The organism is Pseudonocardia sp. NPDC049154 (genome assembly GCF_040648315.1).
In the GTDB taxonomy this organism is placed as follows: Bacteria; Actinomycetota; Actinomycetes; order Mycobacteriales; family Pseudonocardiaceae; genus Pseudonocardia.
This window is the reverse complement of record NZ_JBEZDN010000091.1, coordinates 17,078-32,000: the sequence shown is the minus strand read 5'-3', so window position 1 is coordinate 32,000 and position 14,923 is coordinate 17,078. Positions and strand designations below refer to the sequence as shown.

Below are 14,923 nucleotides of genomic sequence, written 5' to 3'. Positions count from 1 at the left end.
CGCCCTGGGTGGGGCGCGCCCCCCGCGCGGGGGCGCTGGTCGGGTGGCCGGCCGGCTCCGGGCCGGGGGTGGGGGGGGCCGCCATCTAACACCCCCGGGGGGGGCGGGCCCCCCCCCGCGCCGGGCCCTCTCGGCGATCCAGGAGGCCGCTCGTCCCCCTCCGGGGGCGGGCGGCCTCCTGCGTCCGCGCCGGGCTCGCTACCGTCTCAGCGCCCCGGACGGGGCGAACGGGACGGACGGGCGTCCGGGGGGCCGTCAGCAGGGCCGACGTGGAGGACACGGATGACGATGCGTACCAGCGCCACCCGGCGGCGCGCCGCGGCGGTGGCCGCGGTCGCGACCGGGCTGCTGCTCGCCGGGTGCGGCGGCGCGAGCGAGCAGGAGACGGTCGACTGGACCAACGGCCTGTGCAGCTCCTACGCCACCTTCCGCGAGGCGGCGATCGTCGGGCCGCAGGCGGCCCCGGACCTGCCTGCGCAGGCGCGCAACCTGTCGACCTACCTCGGCAACACCGCAGGGTCGCTCGACAAGGCGCTGGCCGACCTGGACACCCTCGGCACCTCGCCGGTCTCCGGCGGCGACGAGGCCGTCACGAAGTTCCGCGACCAGCTCACCGGGTACCGCTCGGCCTTCCAGCAGGCCAGGACCCAGGTCGACGCCCTGAACCTCTCCTCCCCGACCCTGCAGCAGGACATCGAGGGCGCGGTGGCGCCGGTCCTCCAGCTGCAGGACGCGAACCAGGACCCGTTGGCGGGCCTCGACTCCGCGGTGACCGACGCCGCGACGAAGGCGCCCGCCTGCCAGAACCTCAGCCGCCTCAGCAGCCCCACGACCGGCGGCTGAGCAGGGCGGGACCGCCCGCTCGCGTAGTGTCGATCCCCGCCCCCGCTCCCCTCGTCCCCCTGGAGGCGCCCGTGCCTCGCCCGTCCCGGCTCGCCGTCGCCGTGGTGCTCGGCGGGCTGCTGTCCGTCAGCGGCTGCGCGACCGTCGTCGCGGGCACCCCGACCGCCGACCCCGCGCCGCGCCCGACGGCCGGCCGCGGCGCCGACCCGGTGGCCTGGGTCGACAAGGTCTGCGGCGCGGTCCTGACCTACACCACCCCGGTGCTGGCCCAGCCCGCCTTCGACGGCGCCGACCTGCCCACGATCAAGCAGCGACTGTCGGACTACCTCGGCGCCAGCCAGACCGGCCTCCAGCAGAGCCGCGACCAGCTCGGCACGGTCGGCGCCTCGCCCGTCAACGGCGGCGACGACACGGTCGCGCGGATCTCGTCCGGCCTGGAGAAGCTGCAGAACGACATCGGCGCCGCCAAGGCGAAGGTCGACGCCGCCGACCCGGCGAACGTCGACGCCTTCCGCGCCGCCCTGGACGAGACCAACACCAACCTCACGCAGCTCACCGCGCCCGACGCGCTCGGCGACCTCAAGACCTCGCCGCGCCTCGACAAGGCCGCCCAGCAGGCCGGCAACTGCACGAAGCTCGCTGCGATCCCGGGCGCCGCACCCCGATAAGCCGCACCCGACGACCAGGGGCGCGCAGACCGGCGCGCGTGTCGGCCCGGCGTGTCGGCCTCCGGTCGGGGGAAACCGGCGCGCCGGACGATCATCTCTCGAACAGATGTTCTAGGGTGCGCGACGTGTCCCAGCTCTCGCTGTTCTCCGCGGACGCCCGGCCCCTGCGGCTCGGCGATCTCGCCGGGCTGCTGTGCGGGCCGGCCCGGATCACCCGCTTCGGGGCCGGGGACACCGCACGGATCAGCCTCCAGGTGGCCGACCCGGGCCGGGCGGCGGCCGTGCGGGCCGCCGCGGCGCCGTTCGGCATCCCGTTCGAGCTCGGCGAGCGGACCTGCGCGGGCCGGGAGCTGCGCACCGCCTACCGTCGCGACCTGGCCGGCCTCGCGCGGGCCTGGACGGGCCGGGACCGGCGCAAGAACGTCCCGGCGGGCTTCCAGCTCGACGGCACCGCACTGCGGCTCTGGGTGCTCGCCTGCGGCCGCGCGGACGGGCGCGGGGGCTACGTCCTGCCGCTCGACGGCACCGCCCCCGGCACCCACGACGCCCTGATCGCCGCCACGACCCGGCTGGGCCTGCCGCCCGCCAGGATCGTGCTCCCACCCTGCGAGGACTGCCGGGAGCGCGCCGCAGCGGACCAGGAGGCCGACCCGGCGCGCGCGGAGGACACTCCCACCACGGTCGACGACGCCGACGCGGACACCCGGGCCGACGCCGACCCCGCGCCCACGGCCGGCCTGCCCGCCCCGCCCCCGTCGTCGCCGACCCGCCCTTCCCCGGCGATCCTGCTCACGGACGGCACCACCGCCCTCGATCTGCCGCCGGCGCCGCCCGCCCCGGCGCAGTGCCGGAGCCACCATCTCGCGCTCGTCCCGGCCGTCGCGCCGGAATGCCCGGCGGCCGGGCCGGCGTTACGGATCACAGGAGCGCGGCGCCTGCAGCGTCTCGTGGAGCTGGTCGGACCCGCGCCCGAGGATGTGGACACCGCCGAATGGCCCAGGCACTGGGGTCGGACCCGGGCTTGACCCGCGGGCTACGCTCCCCCGGTCGACCCGGAGGTCGCGACGCGGTGTGACGTAGGCGACATGCTCGGTCGATGTGCGACCGTGGCGGCGGGGACCGGCGGGGAAGCAATACTGTCGATCCCGGGGTCGAAGGGGAGTGGCGCGGTGACCGGAGGTAACGGTCCGTCGCGCCGCCCCGACCGAGACGCCCGGAAGTCGGACGCGAACCGGTGCGAGACCGGCGACGCGGCCGGAGGGATGGAGTAGGACCACGTGGCAACCCGAACGACGAGCACCGACACCGGCGCGCCTGCCGAGAGCAACGGCACGGCCGCCGGCACCCGCACGCGCCGCGGCGCGGCCGGCGGGGGGCGCCGCAACGGGAACGGCACGGCCACGTCGGCCGGCGGGCGCGTGCGCCGCCTGGTGATCGTCGAGTCCCCCACCAAGGCGAAGAAGATCCAGCCGTACCTCGGCAACGACTACGTCGTCGAGTCGTCGGTCGGGCACATCCGGGACCTGCCGCGCGGCGCGGCGGACGTCCCGGCCAAGTACAAGGGCGAGTCCTGGGCGCGGCTCGGCGTCGACGTCGACAACGAGTTCCAGCCGCTCTACATCGTCACGCCGGAGAAGAGGTCGAAGGTCTCCGAGCTGAAGGACCTGCTCAAGGACGCCGACGAGCTCCTCCTCGCCACGGACCCCGACCGCGAGGGCGAGGCCATCGCCTGGCACCTGCTCGACACGCTGCGCCCGAAGATCCCGGTTCGCCGGATGGTCTTCCACGAGATCACCGAGCCGGCGATCCGCGCCGCCGCGGAGAACACCCGCGAGCTGGACCAGGACCTCGTCGACGCGCAGGAGACCCGCCGCATCCTCGACCGGCTCTACGGCTACGAGGTCTCCCCCGTGCTGTGGAAGAAGGTCATGCCGAAGCTCTCGGCGGGCCGCGTGCAGTCGGTGGCGACCCGGCTGATCGTGCAGCGCGAGCGCGAGCGGATGGCGTTCGTCTCGGCGGGCTACTGGGACATCGCCGCGACCATGGACGCGGGCGCCGACGCGACCCCGCGCCAATTCGGCTCGCGCCTCGTCTCGGTCGACGGCAGCCGGGTCGCGGCGGGCCGCGACTTCGGACCGGACGGCAAGCTCAAGAACACGGACGTCACCGTCCTCGACGAGGCGAGCGCCCGCCGGCTGGCGGAGTCGCTCGAGGGCCGGGACCTGACCGTCGCGTCGGTCGAGTCGAAGCCGTACACGCGCCGCCCGTACGCCCCGTTCATGACGTCGACGCTGCAGCAGGAGGCGGGTCGCAAGCTGCGCTTCTCGGCGGAGCGCACGATGCGCAGCGCCCAGCGGCTGTACGAGAACGGCTACATCACCTACATGCGGACGGACTCGACCACGCTGTCCGACGCCGCGATCCAGGCCGCCCGGGCGCAGGCCCGCGAGCTGTACGGCGACTCGTACGTCGCGCCGTCGCCGCGGCAGTACACCCGCAAGGTGAAGAACGCCCAGGAGGCCCACGAGGCGATCCGGCCCGCCGGCGACACCTTCCGCACCCCGGGCGAGATCGCCCGCGAGGTCGACGGGGACGACTTCCGCCTCTACGAGCTGATCTGGCAGCGGACCGTCGCCTCGCAGATGGCCGACGCCCGCGGCACCACGGTGTCCGTGCGGATCAACGGCACCGCGGCCACCGGCGAGGACGTCGTCTTCGCCAGCTCCGGCCGCACGATCACTTTCCCGGGCTTCCTCAAGGCCTACGTCGAGACGATCGAGGAGGGCTCGGGCGGCCAGGCGGACGACGCCGAGTCGCGGCTGCCGCAGCTCACCGAGGGCCAGGCCCTCACCGCTGCCGAGCTCACGCCCGAGGGCCACTCGACGAACCCGCCGGCCCGGTTCACCGAGCCGAGCCTGGTGAGCAAGCTCGAGGAGCTCGGGATCGGCCGGCCGTCGACGTACGCGTCGATCATCAAGACGATCCAGGACCGCGGGTACGTCTGGAAGAAGGGCTCGGCGCTCGTGCCCTCCTGGGTGGCGTTCGCCGTCGTCGGGCTGCTGGAGCACCACTTCGGCCGACTGGTCGACTACGACTTCACCGCCGCGATGGAGGACGAGCTCGACGCCATCTCGTCGGGCAACCTCACCCGCATCGCCTGGCTGACCGGCTTCTACTTCGGCGACGGCGCGGGCTCGGAGGGCTCGGTGGCGAAGGCGGGCGGGCTGAAGAAGCTCGTCGGCGTGAACCTCGAGGAGATCGACGCCCGGGAGATCAACTCGATCCCGCTGTTCACCGACTCGCAGGGCCGCGAGGCCGTGGTGCGCGTCGGGCGCTACGGGCCGTACATGGAGCGGCCGACCGGCGAGGTCGACTCCGAGGGCAAGCCCAAGACGCAGCGCGCCAACCTGCCCGAGGACCTGCCGCCGGACGAGCTCACCGAGGAGATCGCCGAGCAGCTGTTCTCGGTGCCGCAGGAGGGCCGCTCGCTGGGCACGGACCCGGTGACCGGGCACGAGATCGTCGCCAAGGACGGGCGGTACGGACCTTTCGTCACCGAGCTGCTGCCCGAGGACGACGCCGCCGCGGCGAAGAAGACCAAGGCCAAGCCACGCACCGGCTCGCTCTTCAAGGACATGTCCCTGGAGACGGTCACCCTCGACGACGCCCTCAAGCTGCTCTCCCTTCCGCGCCTGGTCGGCACCGATCCGGAGTCCGGCGAGGAGATCACGGCGCAGAACGGCCGGTACGGGCCCTACCTGAAGAAGGGCACCGACTCGCGCTCGCTGACCAGCGAGGACCAGCTGTTCACCGTCACGCTCGACGAGGCGGTGGAGATCTACAAGCAGCCCAAGCAGCGGGGCCGGCGCACCGCCGCCGCCACGCCGCCGCTGCGCGAGCTGGGTGAGGACGCCTCGACGGGCAAGAAGATGGTGATCAAGGACGGCCGCTTCGGCCCCTACGTCACCGACGGCGAGACCAACGCCTCGCTCCGCAAGGGCGACTCGGTCGAGGAGATCACGGACGAGCGCGCCTCGGAGCTGCTCGCCGAGCGTCGCGCCAAGGCCCCGGCCAAGAAGAAGGCCCCCGCCCGCAAGCCGGCTGCCAAGAAGGCCCCGGCGAGGAAGACCCCGGCCAAGTAAGCCCACCCACGACGGCGCTCTCGCTCACTAAATATGAGTGAGAGCGCCGTTCGTGTATCCGGTCCCGCTCAGGTCAGGAGGGACTTCACGGCCGCGGAGAGGCGCTTGCCGTCGGCGCGGCCCTGGGCGGCGGCCTGCGCCTTCTTCATGACCTGCCCCATCTGCCGGGGGCCGGGCTTCTCACCGGTCTCGGCCTCGACGTCGGCCACTGCCTGCTGGGCGAGGGCGGCCAGCTCGTCGTCCCCGAGCTGCTGCGGCAGGTAGCGGGCCAGGACCTCGCCCTCGGCCTTCTCCTGCGTGGCCAGCTCCTCGCGGCCCGCGGCGGAGAACGCCTCGGCGGACTCGGCCCGCTTCTTGGCCTCCTTGCGGATCACGCCGAGCACCTCGTCGTCGGAGAGCTCCCGGTGCGCCTCACCCGCGACCTCGGCGTTGCCGATCGCGGTCAGGGTCATCCGCAGGGTTCCCTTCACCAGCTCGTCGCGGGCCTTCATCGCCGCGGTGAGGTCCTTGCGCAGCTGCTCCTTGAGGGTGCTCACGGGCGTGACGCTAGTCGACCGCCCGCTCCCCGTACGCTGGGATACGTGAACAGCCTCGCTCGCCTGACCATCGGCGCCGTCACCACCGGTGCCGCGGGGATCGCCTACGCGGCCGGGTACGAGCGACGTCGCTGGACGCTGCGCGAGGCCACCGTGCCGGTCCTGCCGGAGGGCAGCCGGCCGCTGAAGATCCTGCACGTCTCGGACCTGCACCTCACGCCCGGCCAGGAGAGCAAGAAGCGCTGGGTCGCCGAGCTGGCCGCGCTGGACCCGGACCTCGTCGTCGACACGGGCGACAACCTGGCACACCCGCGGGCGGTGCCCGGCGTGCTGGCCGCGCTCGGACCGCTGCTCGAGAAGCCGGGCCTGTTCGTGTTCGGCAGCAACGACTACTTCGGCCCCACCCCGAAGAATCCCGCCCGCTACCTGCGCAGCTCGGACCGTCGCATCCACGGCGAGCCGCTGCCGTGGCGGGACCTGCGCGCGGCGTTCGTCGAGCGCGGGTGGCAGGACGCGACGCACCAGCGGCTGTTCCTCGACGTCGACGGCCGGCGGATCGGCGTCGTCGGGGTCGACGACCCGCACCTGTCGCTGGACCGCTACGACAGCGTCTCCGGCCCGATGACGGCCGACCTGCGGCTCGGCCTGACCCACTCGCCCGAGCCGCGCGTGCTCGACGGCATGGCGGCCGACCAGGTCGACCTCGTCCTGGCCGGGCACACGCACGGCGGCCAGCTGCGCCTGCCGGGGTACGGCGCGATCGTGACCAACTGCGGGATCGACCGCTCGCGCGCCCGCGGCGCCTCCCGCTGGGGTGCCCACACCTGGCTGCACGTCTCGGCCGGCATGGGCACCTCGCCCTACGCGCCGGTGCGCTTCGCCTGCCCGCCGGAGGCCAGCCTGCTGACCCTCGTCCCCCGTCCGGCCGCCACCGGCGCCGCAAGGGCCACCCCCGCGCAGGCCGCCGGAACCGTCGGGTAGAGTTCACCACGGCTCGCAGGGAGACCGCGGGCCCTCGGGGTGTGGCGCAGCTTGGTAGCGCGCTTCGTTCGGGACGAAGAGGTCGCAGGTTCAAATCCTGTCACCCCGACCATCAATCGAAGGCCCAGGTCAGCAGACCTGGGCCTTCGTCGTTCTCGGGGTCGGCCTCGAGTCCGATGGCTCCTGGTGGACAGGTTCCGTGTGCTGCCGGCGGCCGCCGGCTTCGGCGGGTCGTTCGCCTGGTGCTCACCGGGCTCCAGGCGGTCAGCGCGGGCGAGACGCAGATGGCGTCGGGTCTGCTGGATCGGCGGCGACTTCGCGGGTGCTCGGGCAGGGGCTCGGTCACCGCAAGCGCCACGTTCTCCACGCGGCCGCGGGAGGACGCCATTCAGGTGATGACCACGGCTTCCTGGGGAGCGGTGAGTGAAGTGCGACGAGTGGTTCGGGCTCCGCGACGCGGTCGTGGCGACACCTCGACGTCGCGCCGAATGGCCGGCGACCTGCGACGATAGACAATGTCTCGAACATCAGTTCGAGTAGAATCAGAGCATGGACGCAGGGCCCGTCGGCACCGGGCGCGACCGCCTTCAGCAGGCCATCGCGCAGCTGGTCGACGCCGCCGGACCCACCGCCACGGCCGACGAGGTCATCGACGCGCTCCGCGCCTACGAAGAGGCCCGACGCTTCCTGGACCGGGCCGTGGTCAACGCCACCGCCGACCTGCAGCGGCGCGGTGTGTTCGCCGAGCGCGGCTACCGCTCCCCCACCGGCGCGCTCGCCGACCTGCTCGGCTGGGAACGTTTCGAGGCCCGCCGCCGGGTGCTCGCCGCCGAGTCGGTGTGCGCACAGATCGGGCTCGACGGTGCGCCGTTGCCGGCCCGACTCTCGGCCACCGCGACCGTGTTCGCCTGCGGCGAGGCCGGCCTGCGGCACGTCGAAGTCATCGCCCGGCTGCTGGCCAGCGGGCCGGCCCGCCGCCTCGATCCGGAGACCTGGGCGGGCGCGGAGGTCCAGCTCGCCGGCAAAGCCGCCGTCTACACACCCTCCGAGCTGCACACCTGGGGCACCCAACTCCTCGAGATCCTCGACCAGGACGGGCCCGAGCCCGACAACACCCCGCCCGCGCAGCTCAACGAACTCCGCACCTCCCGCTTCCGCACCCGCCCCGGCGGCAAGGTGAGCGGCCGCTTCGACGACGCCGCGCTGTTCGACGCCATCGCCGCCGCGGTCGACGCCGGCGCCGCCCCCCCCCGCGACACCGACGACCACCGCAGCACCGCCGAACGGCAGGCCGAAGCGCTCGCCGAAGCCTGCGCCCAAGTCCTCTCCCGCGGGCGGCTCCCCGAGACCGGCGGCCGCCGCCCCCAGCTCACCGTCACCGTCCGCCTCGAAGACCTGGAGCGGCGCGCGTCCTCGGCGTCCCTCGAGTTCGGCGGCCAGCTCACCCCACAGACCCTGCGCCAGCTCGCCTGCGACGCCGCCGTCATCCCGGTCGTGCTCGACGGCACCGGCGTCCCCCTCGACGTCGGCCGCCTCTCCCGCACCGTCCCCGACGGGCTACGCCGCGCGATCACCGTCCGCGACGGCGGCTGCGCCGTCCCCGGCTGCGACCGCCCACCCTCCTGGTGCGAGATCCATCATGTGCGCGAATGGCAACACGGCGGCCCGACGAGCCTGCGCAACCTGGTCATGCTCTGCACCGTCCACCACCGCCTCATCCACCACTCCCGCTGGGAAGTCCGGATGCCCGACGGCCTACCCGAGTTCCTCCCACCGAGCTGGATCGACCGCGGATCGACCGCACCCGCACACCCCGCCGACGACCACCACCCCTCCTCCAGCCCGTGGGCTGATTCAGAACGCGTGAGGACGTGGGCACGTGCAGGCAGAAGCCGCGATCGTCGCGGCTTCTCAAGCGATCCCTCGGCGTGCGGCTCGGCTGCAGCGTCGCGGCCACCCGCCTGTGCCCAGCCCCAAGGCCCGCTCGTCGAGAGAGCGTCGACAACTCGCGCCGGCACTCCGTCTTCTCTTCAGTGCGCCAGAGTTCGTGGTCATCCACGACGGGCCATGGTGCTTGCCGAGCCACTGCAGGAGGCGCCCAGGCATCGATGCCCATACATGCCCGTCGACATGGGCAGCCGCCGGCCCTGAATGGGCAGTGTCCGCCGACGAGGGGGCGGGGTGCCGCGGCGCACGCTTGGCGAGTCCGAATCGCGCCCAGGAGGACCGCATGTTCACCACCGCTCTCTGCCCCCGCTGCACGGCCATCATCACCGTCCGGACCGAGTACGGGATCGACACGTACCGCTGCCGGGGATGCGGCGCTGGCGCGCCGAGCCGGACGGGCATCGTGATCGACCTGCGCGAACGCCGGGCGCGCCGACAACCGCCCGCCGTCACGACCGGCCGCCGGCCCGCAGCCTGAGAACGACGTCGCGCCACCTCGCCACCCGCCCGCCGGTACACCGCCGCCTCGTCGTTCCACCCGCCGACGCTGCGCCGACGCCGCCCAGCCGCATCCCACCCGCCTGCTCTGCCGCACCACACCCCGCCCGACCCCCCAGCCGGGCGGGATGTGTCGGCTTAGCTCTCGCAGGCCACGCCGTCGCCGTCGCGGTCGAGGGCGCTGCGATAGCCGGCGTCGCCGCGGTACAGCGGGGCGGCACCGGCCGCCTTGGCCGCGGAGCAGTTGGCGTAGTAGGCCGAGGACCCGCCCGACTCCTGCGCGGGAGCCGCCGGTGCCGCGGCGGCGGGTGCCGGGGCGGCGGCGCGGGGCGCCGCGACGTGGGGCCGCGGGTCGTCGACGCGCGGGGCATCCGCCACCGGCTCCTCCACGGCAGCAGGAGCGGCGGTAGGAGCGGCGGTGGGGACGGCAGCAGGAACCGGCGGAGCAGCGGCCTCGCCGAGCGTGATCGGGTCGCCCGCCGAGGCGAGCGCTGCGGCGCCGGGCAGCTGCGTGGTCACGGTCCCCTCCGCCACCCCCGCGACGGACCCCGTCGAGGGGCCGAGCACGACGGTGGTGAAGCCTGCCGCGGCGAGCACCTGGCGGGCCTGCGCGTCCGCCATCCCGACCACGTTGGGCACGCTGAGCAGAACCGGCGCAGCGGGCGCGGCCGCCGGCTGCACCACGGCAGCGGGCACGGCAGCGGGCTCGGGAGCGCGAGCGGCGCCGACGAACGCGAACACCGTCATCAGCACGCAGAGCGCCGTCCCGATCCACCCGAGCACCAGGCCGGCGCTGCTCCGGCCCGCGGACGCGGCGCGGCCGTCCCGGAACCGCGCACGGCCGCCGCGGGACAGCAGCAGGGCCGGGACCGTGACGACCAGTCCGACGAGCGGCACCCACCCGGCGAGGAGCCCGACCAGCCCGAGCACGAACCCGACGGTGGCCGGGGTGTTGCCCTGCCGGGCCGGGGTCGTCGGCGGGATCGGGGTCCAGGGCTGGGTCGCGGTCATCGGGGTCCTCTCCGGGTCCTGGGTGCGAACGGCGTCGTGCCGCACCGCTGAACGGACCATCGGAGGAGTCGCGACGCCATTACCGGGCGTCGTCAGAAATGACGACGGCCCGGGCGGAGGAGTCTCCGCCCGGGCCGTCCCACCACCTCAGCCCAAGGCGTTGGCGGGAACAGTCCCACCGCCTCAGCCCAGGGCGTCGGCGGGGGTGAACTTCTCGCGGTGGATGTGCCGCGGGGCCATGCGGCGGCGCTTGAAGGCCTTCACCCCCGCCTCGACCATCGCGGGCGGTCCGCAGAGCCAGCCCGACCAGCCGCGGGCGCTGGGAACGTCCTCGACGAAAGCGTCTGTCGGGAAGCCCGAGCGATGCCCGGCCGCGGGCTCGTCGGACAGCACCGGCACGAAGCGGAAGCCGGCGTACTCCTCCGCCAGCTCGGCGAACCGGTCGAGGTCGTAGAGGTCCGCCGCGCCCCGCACCCCGTGGTACAGCAGGACCTCGCGCGACGGGTGCCGCGCCAGCGCGGTGCGGGCGATCCCGACCAGCGGGGCGAGGCCGGTCCCGCCGCCGACGAGGACCATCGGGCCGCCGTCGTCGTCGGACTCGGGCGCGAGGTGGAAGTCGCCGAGCGGGCCGGTCGCCTCCACCTCGTCGCCGACGGAGAGGCCGTCGAAGAGCCAGCCGTCGGTCGCCACCCCGCCCGGCACCCGCCGGACGTGCAGCTCGAGCACCTTGTCCTCGTCGGCCGTGTTGGCCAGCGAGTACTGCCGCCGCGCCCCCGACCCGGGCACGACGAGCTCGACGTACTGCCCCGCGGAGAAGGCCAGCGGCTCGGGGAGGCCGAGCAGCACCCGTCGGGTGTCGCGGGCGATGTCCGCGACCTCCAGCACCGTCGCGGTCAGGTCCCGCAACGGGTGGGTTGCCCGGTCACCGGCCCCGCCCACCTCGACGTCGGACAGGGGCCGCGCCTGACACGCCAGCGCCATGCCCGCCGCCCGCTCCTCCGCGGTGAGCGTGTCGGACGGCGAGTCGCGGTGGTCGACCTCCCCGCCGACGACCTGCAGCTTGCAGGTCCCGCAGGTCCCCTGGTTGCAGGAGTTCGGCATCCACAGCCCGGCGCGCAGGCAGGCGTCGAGCAGGCTCTGGTCGGCGTCGCACTCGACCCGGCGACCGCCGACGGTCACCGCGAAGCCCATGTCAGACCTCCCAGGTGACGTGCAGGCTCGTCGGTCCGCGGAAGCCCCAGCCCCAGAAGTCCACGCCCTCGCGGGTGTCGCGCTCGAGGTTCGGGATCGCCTCGAACAGCTCCTCCAACGCGATCCGCATGACGTGGTTGGCGAAGTAGATGCCGGCGCAGGCGTGGCTGCCGGCGCCGAACGCGAGGTGCGGCAGCGGCGGGCGGTGCAGGTCGTAGGTCGACGGCGCCTCGTAGACGCCCGTGTCGTGGTTGGCCGACCCGTAGGACAGCATCACCGGCGTGCCGGCGGGGATGTCGACGCCCGCCACGGTCACCGGCTTCGTCGAGATGCGCGCGGTGGCCGACCAGATCGGCGAGGTCCACCGCATGCCCTCGGAGATGGCGCGCGGGATGAGCACCGGGTCGTCGACGACCTGCTCCAGCTGCTCCGGGCGGCTGAACAGCCCGACGAGCGTCGACGCCATGCCGTGGCCGGGCTCCTGCATCGCGCCGAGCAGGTAGACGTAGATCGTCGGGTAGATGTACTCGCGGTCGCGGGTGTGCCCGGGCGGCATGCCGTCGTGCAGCCAGTGCGAGATCGCGCTGTCGTCCGGCTCGACGATCCACCTGTCGATCAGCGGGTCGACGATCGCGCGGATCTCCGCCTTCGCCTCGTCGCCCTCGCGGAAGCCCTCGGGGTTGGCGAACTCGCCGTCCTCGGTCATCGCGGCGTTGGTGAACGAGCGGTTCAGCTTGGCGAACCAGTCGCGGAGCGTGTCCGAGTCGACCGACTGCAGGCCGAGGAGGTCGCCGAGCGCGCGGACGCTGACCGGCTCGCAGAACTGCGCGACCAGCTCCGCGTGCCCGTCGTTCTCGAACTGCTCCAGGTGGCGGCGCGCGATCGGGCGGACCAGATCGTCGATCCAGCGGTCCACCTCGACGGGCTGCAGCGCCGGCTCGACCATCGACCGCAGGTCGGCGTGGACCTCGCCGTTCACGCCGATGATCGCGGGGTGCCCGAAGGTCCGGCCGCCGGCCGGGGTGATCACGCCCTCGAAGTCCGGGCTGGTCGCGATCTCGCGGCACACCTCGGCGGTGGAGGCGACGTACGAGCCCAGCACCGGCACGAAGGCCAGCGGCGCCTCGGCGCGCAGCCGCTCGTAGGTGCGGTACGGGTTGCGCTCGAGCTCGCTCATCGTGACGTCGTCGAGCCAGGACAGATCGGGCTTCTCGGTGGTCGTCATCGACCGTCTCCTCCCACAGCGGTGTCCGGGATGGGTCGTCCGGGATGGGACGAGAAGGTAGGTCGCGACCCCGGCGCCCGGCGACACGGTGAGCGCGACCCCGGTACGGATCGCGCGGCGGGTTCGTGAGGTCACTCTCAGGTACGCTCCCGGCATGTCCGCACGGCGTCGTGCAGCGCCCCGGGACTGGGACCAGGCCTCCCGGGCGGTGGCGCAGGCGTACTTCCCGCACGAGCTCACGCTGCTCGGCGGCGGCCGCGACCCCCGCCTCACGCTCACCACGCTCGACCTCGGCGCGGTGCTCGTCGGGCACGTGGGCTGGGGCGCGGACGTCCGGATCGCGTGCGACTACCCGGGCTCCTACGAGATCAACCTGCCGCTGACCGGGCACCTGGAGAGCCGCGGCCGGCACGGGCCTGTCGTCTCGCTGCCCGGGCAGGCGACCGTGTTCCGCGCCGACACCCCCTCGCTGATCAGCCACTGGGACGCGACCTGCACGGTCCTCGGCGTGAAGTTCGACCGGACCTGGCTCGACCGGGAGGCCGAACGCGTGCTGGGCGACGACCGGGTGACGGTCCGGAGCCTGCTGCCGGACCAGGTGGACCTGGCGGCCGGCCCGGGCCGGGCGTGGCGACAGCTCGTCGGGAGCATGGCGGCGCACCTGCACGATCCCGACCTGTTCGGCGGGTGCGGCCCGGTCAAGGACCAGCTCGCCGGCGCGATCGCCGCCGGCTTCCTCCTCGCCAGCTGCCCCGGGGCCGGCACCGGGTCGCCGGCGCGCCCGCGGACCGTCGCGCGCGTGGTCGACCAGCTGCACGACGACCCGGGCCGGGCGTGGACCGCCGGCGAGATGGCGGCCGCGGCGGGCACGAGCGTGCGGCGGCTGCAGGAGGGCTTCCGGGAGTGGCTCGGCTGCACGCCGACCGAGTACCTGACCGGGATCCGGCTGCAGCGCGCCCGCGCCGACCTGCTGGCCGACGCCACGCTCACCACCAGCGAGGCCGCCGCGCGCTGGGGCTTCTCCAGCGCGAGCCGGTTCGCCGCCGCCTACCGCCGCCGCTACGGCCACCCGCCCTCGCAGGCCCGCGACTAGAGCTCGCCGGTCTCCAGCAGCGTCTTCAGGTCCGCCAGCAGCCGCGGCCAGCCCTGCGCCACCATCTCGGCCACCCGGCTGCCGGGCTCGAAGTCGTCGTGGACGACCGTCAGCCGGACGACGTCGCCCTCCGGCTCGATCTCGAAGGCCACCCGCGAGCGGCGCTCGGCCGAGATGCGGGTCAGGGTCTCCTCGTCGATCCCGGCGGCCGCGGCCCACTCCGGCGTGAAGGTGTGCCAGGTGTAGGCGAGCCGGCGCGGCGGGTCCGCCTCCAGCACGACCTGCGCGGGGTCGACGGTCTCGCGGCCGTTATCCTCCCAGACCATCGGGGCGCCCTTGCGCCACTCGGTCCGGAAGGCCACACCCCAGTAGCGGCGGGTGAACGCGGGATCGGTGAGCGCCTCCCACAGCCGCTCGGGCGTGGTCCGCACGTAGGTGGTGTAGGTGAACTCGGTCGGTGACACGGGTGCTCCCTCCAGCGCCGCGCGCAGGTCGGCCACCGCCCGGACGCGCTCCCGGGCGTACCGGCCGATCCAGCGCTCGGCGATCAGGTCGATGGGTGCGGCGTCGAGGTGGTGCAGCTTCTCCCGCCCCCGGCGCCGGGTCGTGACGAGACCGGCGGCCTCCAGCACCCCGAGGTGCTTGGCCACCGCCTGCCGGCTCATGCCGAGCCCCGCGCACAGCTCGCGCAGGGTCTGCCCGTTGCGCAGCCGCAGGCGGTCCAGGAGCGCACGGCGGTGCGGGTCGGCGAGCGCACGGAACACCTCGTCCATTCCCACCTCCACGAG

General features: G+C 74.1%; 13 protein-coding genes and 1 tRNA gene. 9 read left to right on the top strand and 5 right to left on the bottom strand.

The genetic code is table 11. From position 1 onward, the window contains the following. The first annotated feature begins 282 nt into the window (after positions 1-282). The 4 genes from AB0B41_RS31085 (at position 283) to topA (ending at position 5,653) form a co-directional block, all read left to right on the top strand. Entirely contained in the window at positions 283-843 is a 561-nt protein-coding gene (locus AB0B41_RS31085) for a hypothetical protein (protein ID WP_358209635.1), read from the top strand. Between the two features lie 71 nt (positions 844-914). Next, complete coding sequence (locus AB0B41_RS31080) at positions 915-1,511, top strand: hypothetical protein (RefSeq protein WP_358209633.1); 597 nt, start codon at positions 915-917, stop codon at positions 1,509-1,511. A 125-nt stretch (positions 1,512-1,636) separates the two neighbouring features. Beyond that, positions 1,637-2,536, top strand: a complete 900-nt coding sequence (locus AB0B41_RS31075) for a hypothetical protein (RefSeq protein WP_358209631.1) — start codon at positions 1,637-1,639, stop codon at positions 2,534-2,536. Positions 2,537-2,941: 405 nt separating this feature from the next. After that, a complete protein-coding gene (gene topA, locus AB0B41_RS31070) occupies positions 2,942-5,653 on the top strand; it encodes a type I DNA topoisomerase (protein WP_358209640.1) in 2,712 nt (903 codons plus the stop codon). Positions 5,654-5,721: 68 nt separating this feature from the next. Here the strand turns inward: topA and AB0B41_RS31065 are convergent, their stop codons facing one another. Then, positions 5,722-6,189, bottom strand: coding sequence for a GatB/YqeY domain-containing protein (locus tag AB0B41_RS31065; protein ID WP_037049431.1), 468 nt, complete (start codon positions 6,187-6,189; stop codon positions 5,722-5,724). Positions 6,190-6,234: 45 nt separating this feature from the next. Between AB0B41_RS31065 and AB0B41_RS31060 the strand changes: the two genes are divergently transcribed. From AB0B41_RS31060 to AB0B41_RS31045, 4 genes are all read left to right on the top strand, one after another. After that, complete coding sequence (locus AB0B41_RS31060) at positions 6,235-7,170, top strand: metallophosphoesterase (RefSeq protein ID WP_358209629.1); 936 nt, start codon at positions 6,235-6,237, stop codon at positions 7,168-7,170. 35 nt (positions 7,171-7,205) lie between these two features. Continuing rightward, positions 7,206-7,282: transfer RNA gene (locus AB0B41_RS31055), tRNA-Pro, on the top strand. 437 nt (positions 7,283-7,719) lie between these two features. After that, the gene (locus tag AB0B41_RS31050; RefSeq protein WP_358209628.1) at positions 7,720-9,321 is read left to right on the top strand and encodes a DUF222 domain-containing protein; all 1,602 of its coding nucleotides are present in this window, start codon (positions 7,720-7,722) and stop codon (positions 9,319-9,321) included. A gap of 79 nt (positions 9,322-9,400) precedes the next feature. Continuing rightward, on the top strand, positions 9,401-9,595 hold the full coding sequence (locus tag AB0B41_RS31045) for a hypothetical protein (RefSeq protein ID WP_358209626.1): 195 nt from the start codon (positions 9,401-9,403) through the stop codon (positions 9,593-9,595). Positions 9,596-9,753: 158 nt separating this feature from the next. On the opposite strand, the gene AB0B41_RS31040 is transcribed toward AB0B41_RS31045, so the two are convergent. The 3 genes from AB0B41_RS31040 to AB0B41_RS31030 form a co-directional block, all read right to left on the bottom strand. Continuing rightward, complete coding sequence (locus AB0B41_RS31040; RefSeq protein ID WP_358209624.1) at positions 9,754-10,626, bottom strand: excalibur calcium-binding domain-containing protein; 873 nt, start codon at positions 10,624-10,626, stop codon at positions 9,754-9,756. Between the two features lie 183 nt (positions 10,627-10,809). Beyond that, positions 10,810-11,817: a 2Fe-2S iron-sulfur cluster-binding protein gene (locus AB0B41_RS31035; RefSeq protein WP_358209622.1), complete on the bottom strand. Its 1,008-nt coding sequence runs from the start codon at positions 11,815-11,817 to the stop codon at positions 10,810-10,812. A 1-nt stretch (position 11,818) separates the two neighbouring features. After that, a complete protein-coding gene (locus AB0B41_RS31030) occupies positions 11,819-13,042 on the bottom strand; it encodes a cytochrome P450 (RefSeq protein WP_358209620.1) in 1,224 nt (407 codons plus the stop codon). 154 nt (positions 13,043-13,196) lie between these two features. Between AB0B41_RS31030 and AB0B41_RS31025 the strand changes: the two genes are divergently transcribed. Next, entirely contained in the window at positions 13,197-14,135 is a 939-nt protein-coding gene (locus AB0B41_RS31025) for an AraC family transcriptional regulator (RefSeq protein WP_358209618.1), read from the top strand. Here the strand turns inward: AB0B41_RS31025 and AB0B41_RS31020 are convergent. After that, positions 14,132-14,908, bottom strand: a complete 777-nt coding sequence (locus AB0B41_RS31020; RefSeq protein ID WP_358209616.1) for a metalloregulator ArsR/SmtB family transcription factor — start codon at positions 14,906-14,908, stop codon at positions 14,132-14,134. The genes AB0B41_RS31025 and AB0B41_RS31020 overlap by 4 nt on opposite strands. Positions 14,909-14,923: the final 15 nt, after the last annotated feature.

What these genes read in the sequence shown, in the direction of transcription:
- AB0B41_RS31085 (WP_358209635.1), top strand. Translation starts at nt 283, where the DNA reads ATGACGATGCGTACCAGCGCCACCCGGCGGCGCGCCGCGGCGGTGGCC.
- AB0B41_RS31050 (WP_358209628.1), top strand. Translation starts at nt 7,720, where the DNA reads ATGGACGCAGGGCCCGTCGGCACCGGGCGCGACCGCCTTCAGCAGGCC.
- AB0B41_RS31045 (WP_358209626.1), top strand. Translation starts at nt 9,401, where the DNA reads ATGTTCACCACCGCTCTCTGCCCCCGCTGCACGGCCATCATCACCGTC.
- AB0B41_RS31040 (WP_358209624.1), bottom strand. Translation starts at nt 10,626, where the DNA reads ATGACCGCGACCCAGCCCTGGACCCCGATCCCGCCGACGACCCCGGCC.
- AB0B41_RS31035 (WP_358209622.1), bottom strand. Translation starts at nt 11,817, where the DNA reads ATGGGCTTCGCGGTGACCGTCGGCGGTCGCCGGGTCGAGTGCGACGCC.
- AB0B41_RS31030 (WP_358209620.1), bottom strand. Translation starts at nt 13,042, where the DNA reads ATGACGACCACCGAGAAGCCCGATCTGTCCTGGCTCGACGACGTCACG.
- AB0B41_RS31025 (WP_358209618.1), top strand. Translation starts at nt 13,197, where the DNA reads ATGTCCGCACGGCGTCGTGCAGCGCCCCGGGACTGGGACCAGGCCTCC.
- AB0B41_RS31020 (WP_358209616.1), bottom strand. Translation starts at nt 14,908, where the DNA reads ATGGACGAGGTGTTCCGTGCGCTCGCCGACCCGCACCGCCGTGCGCTC.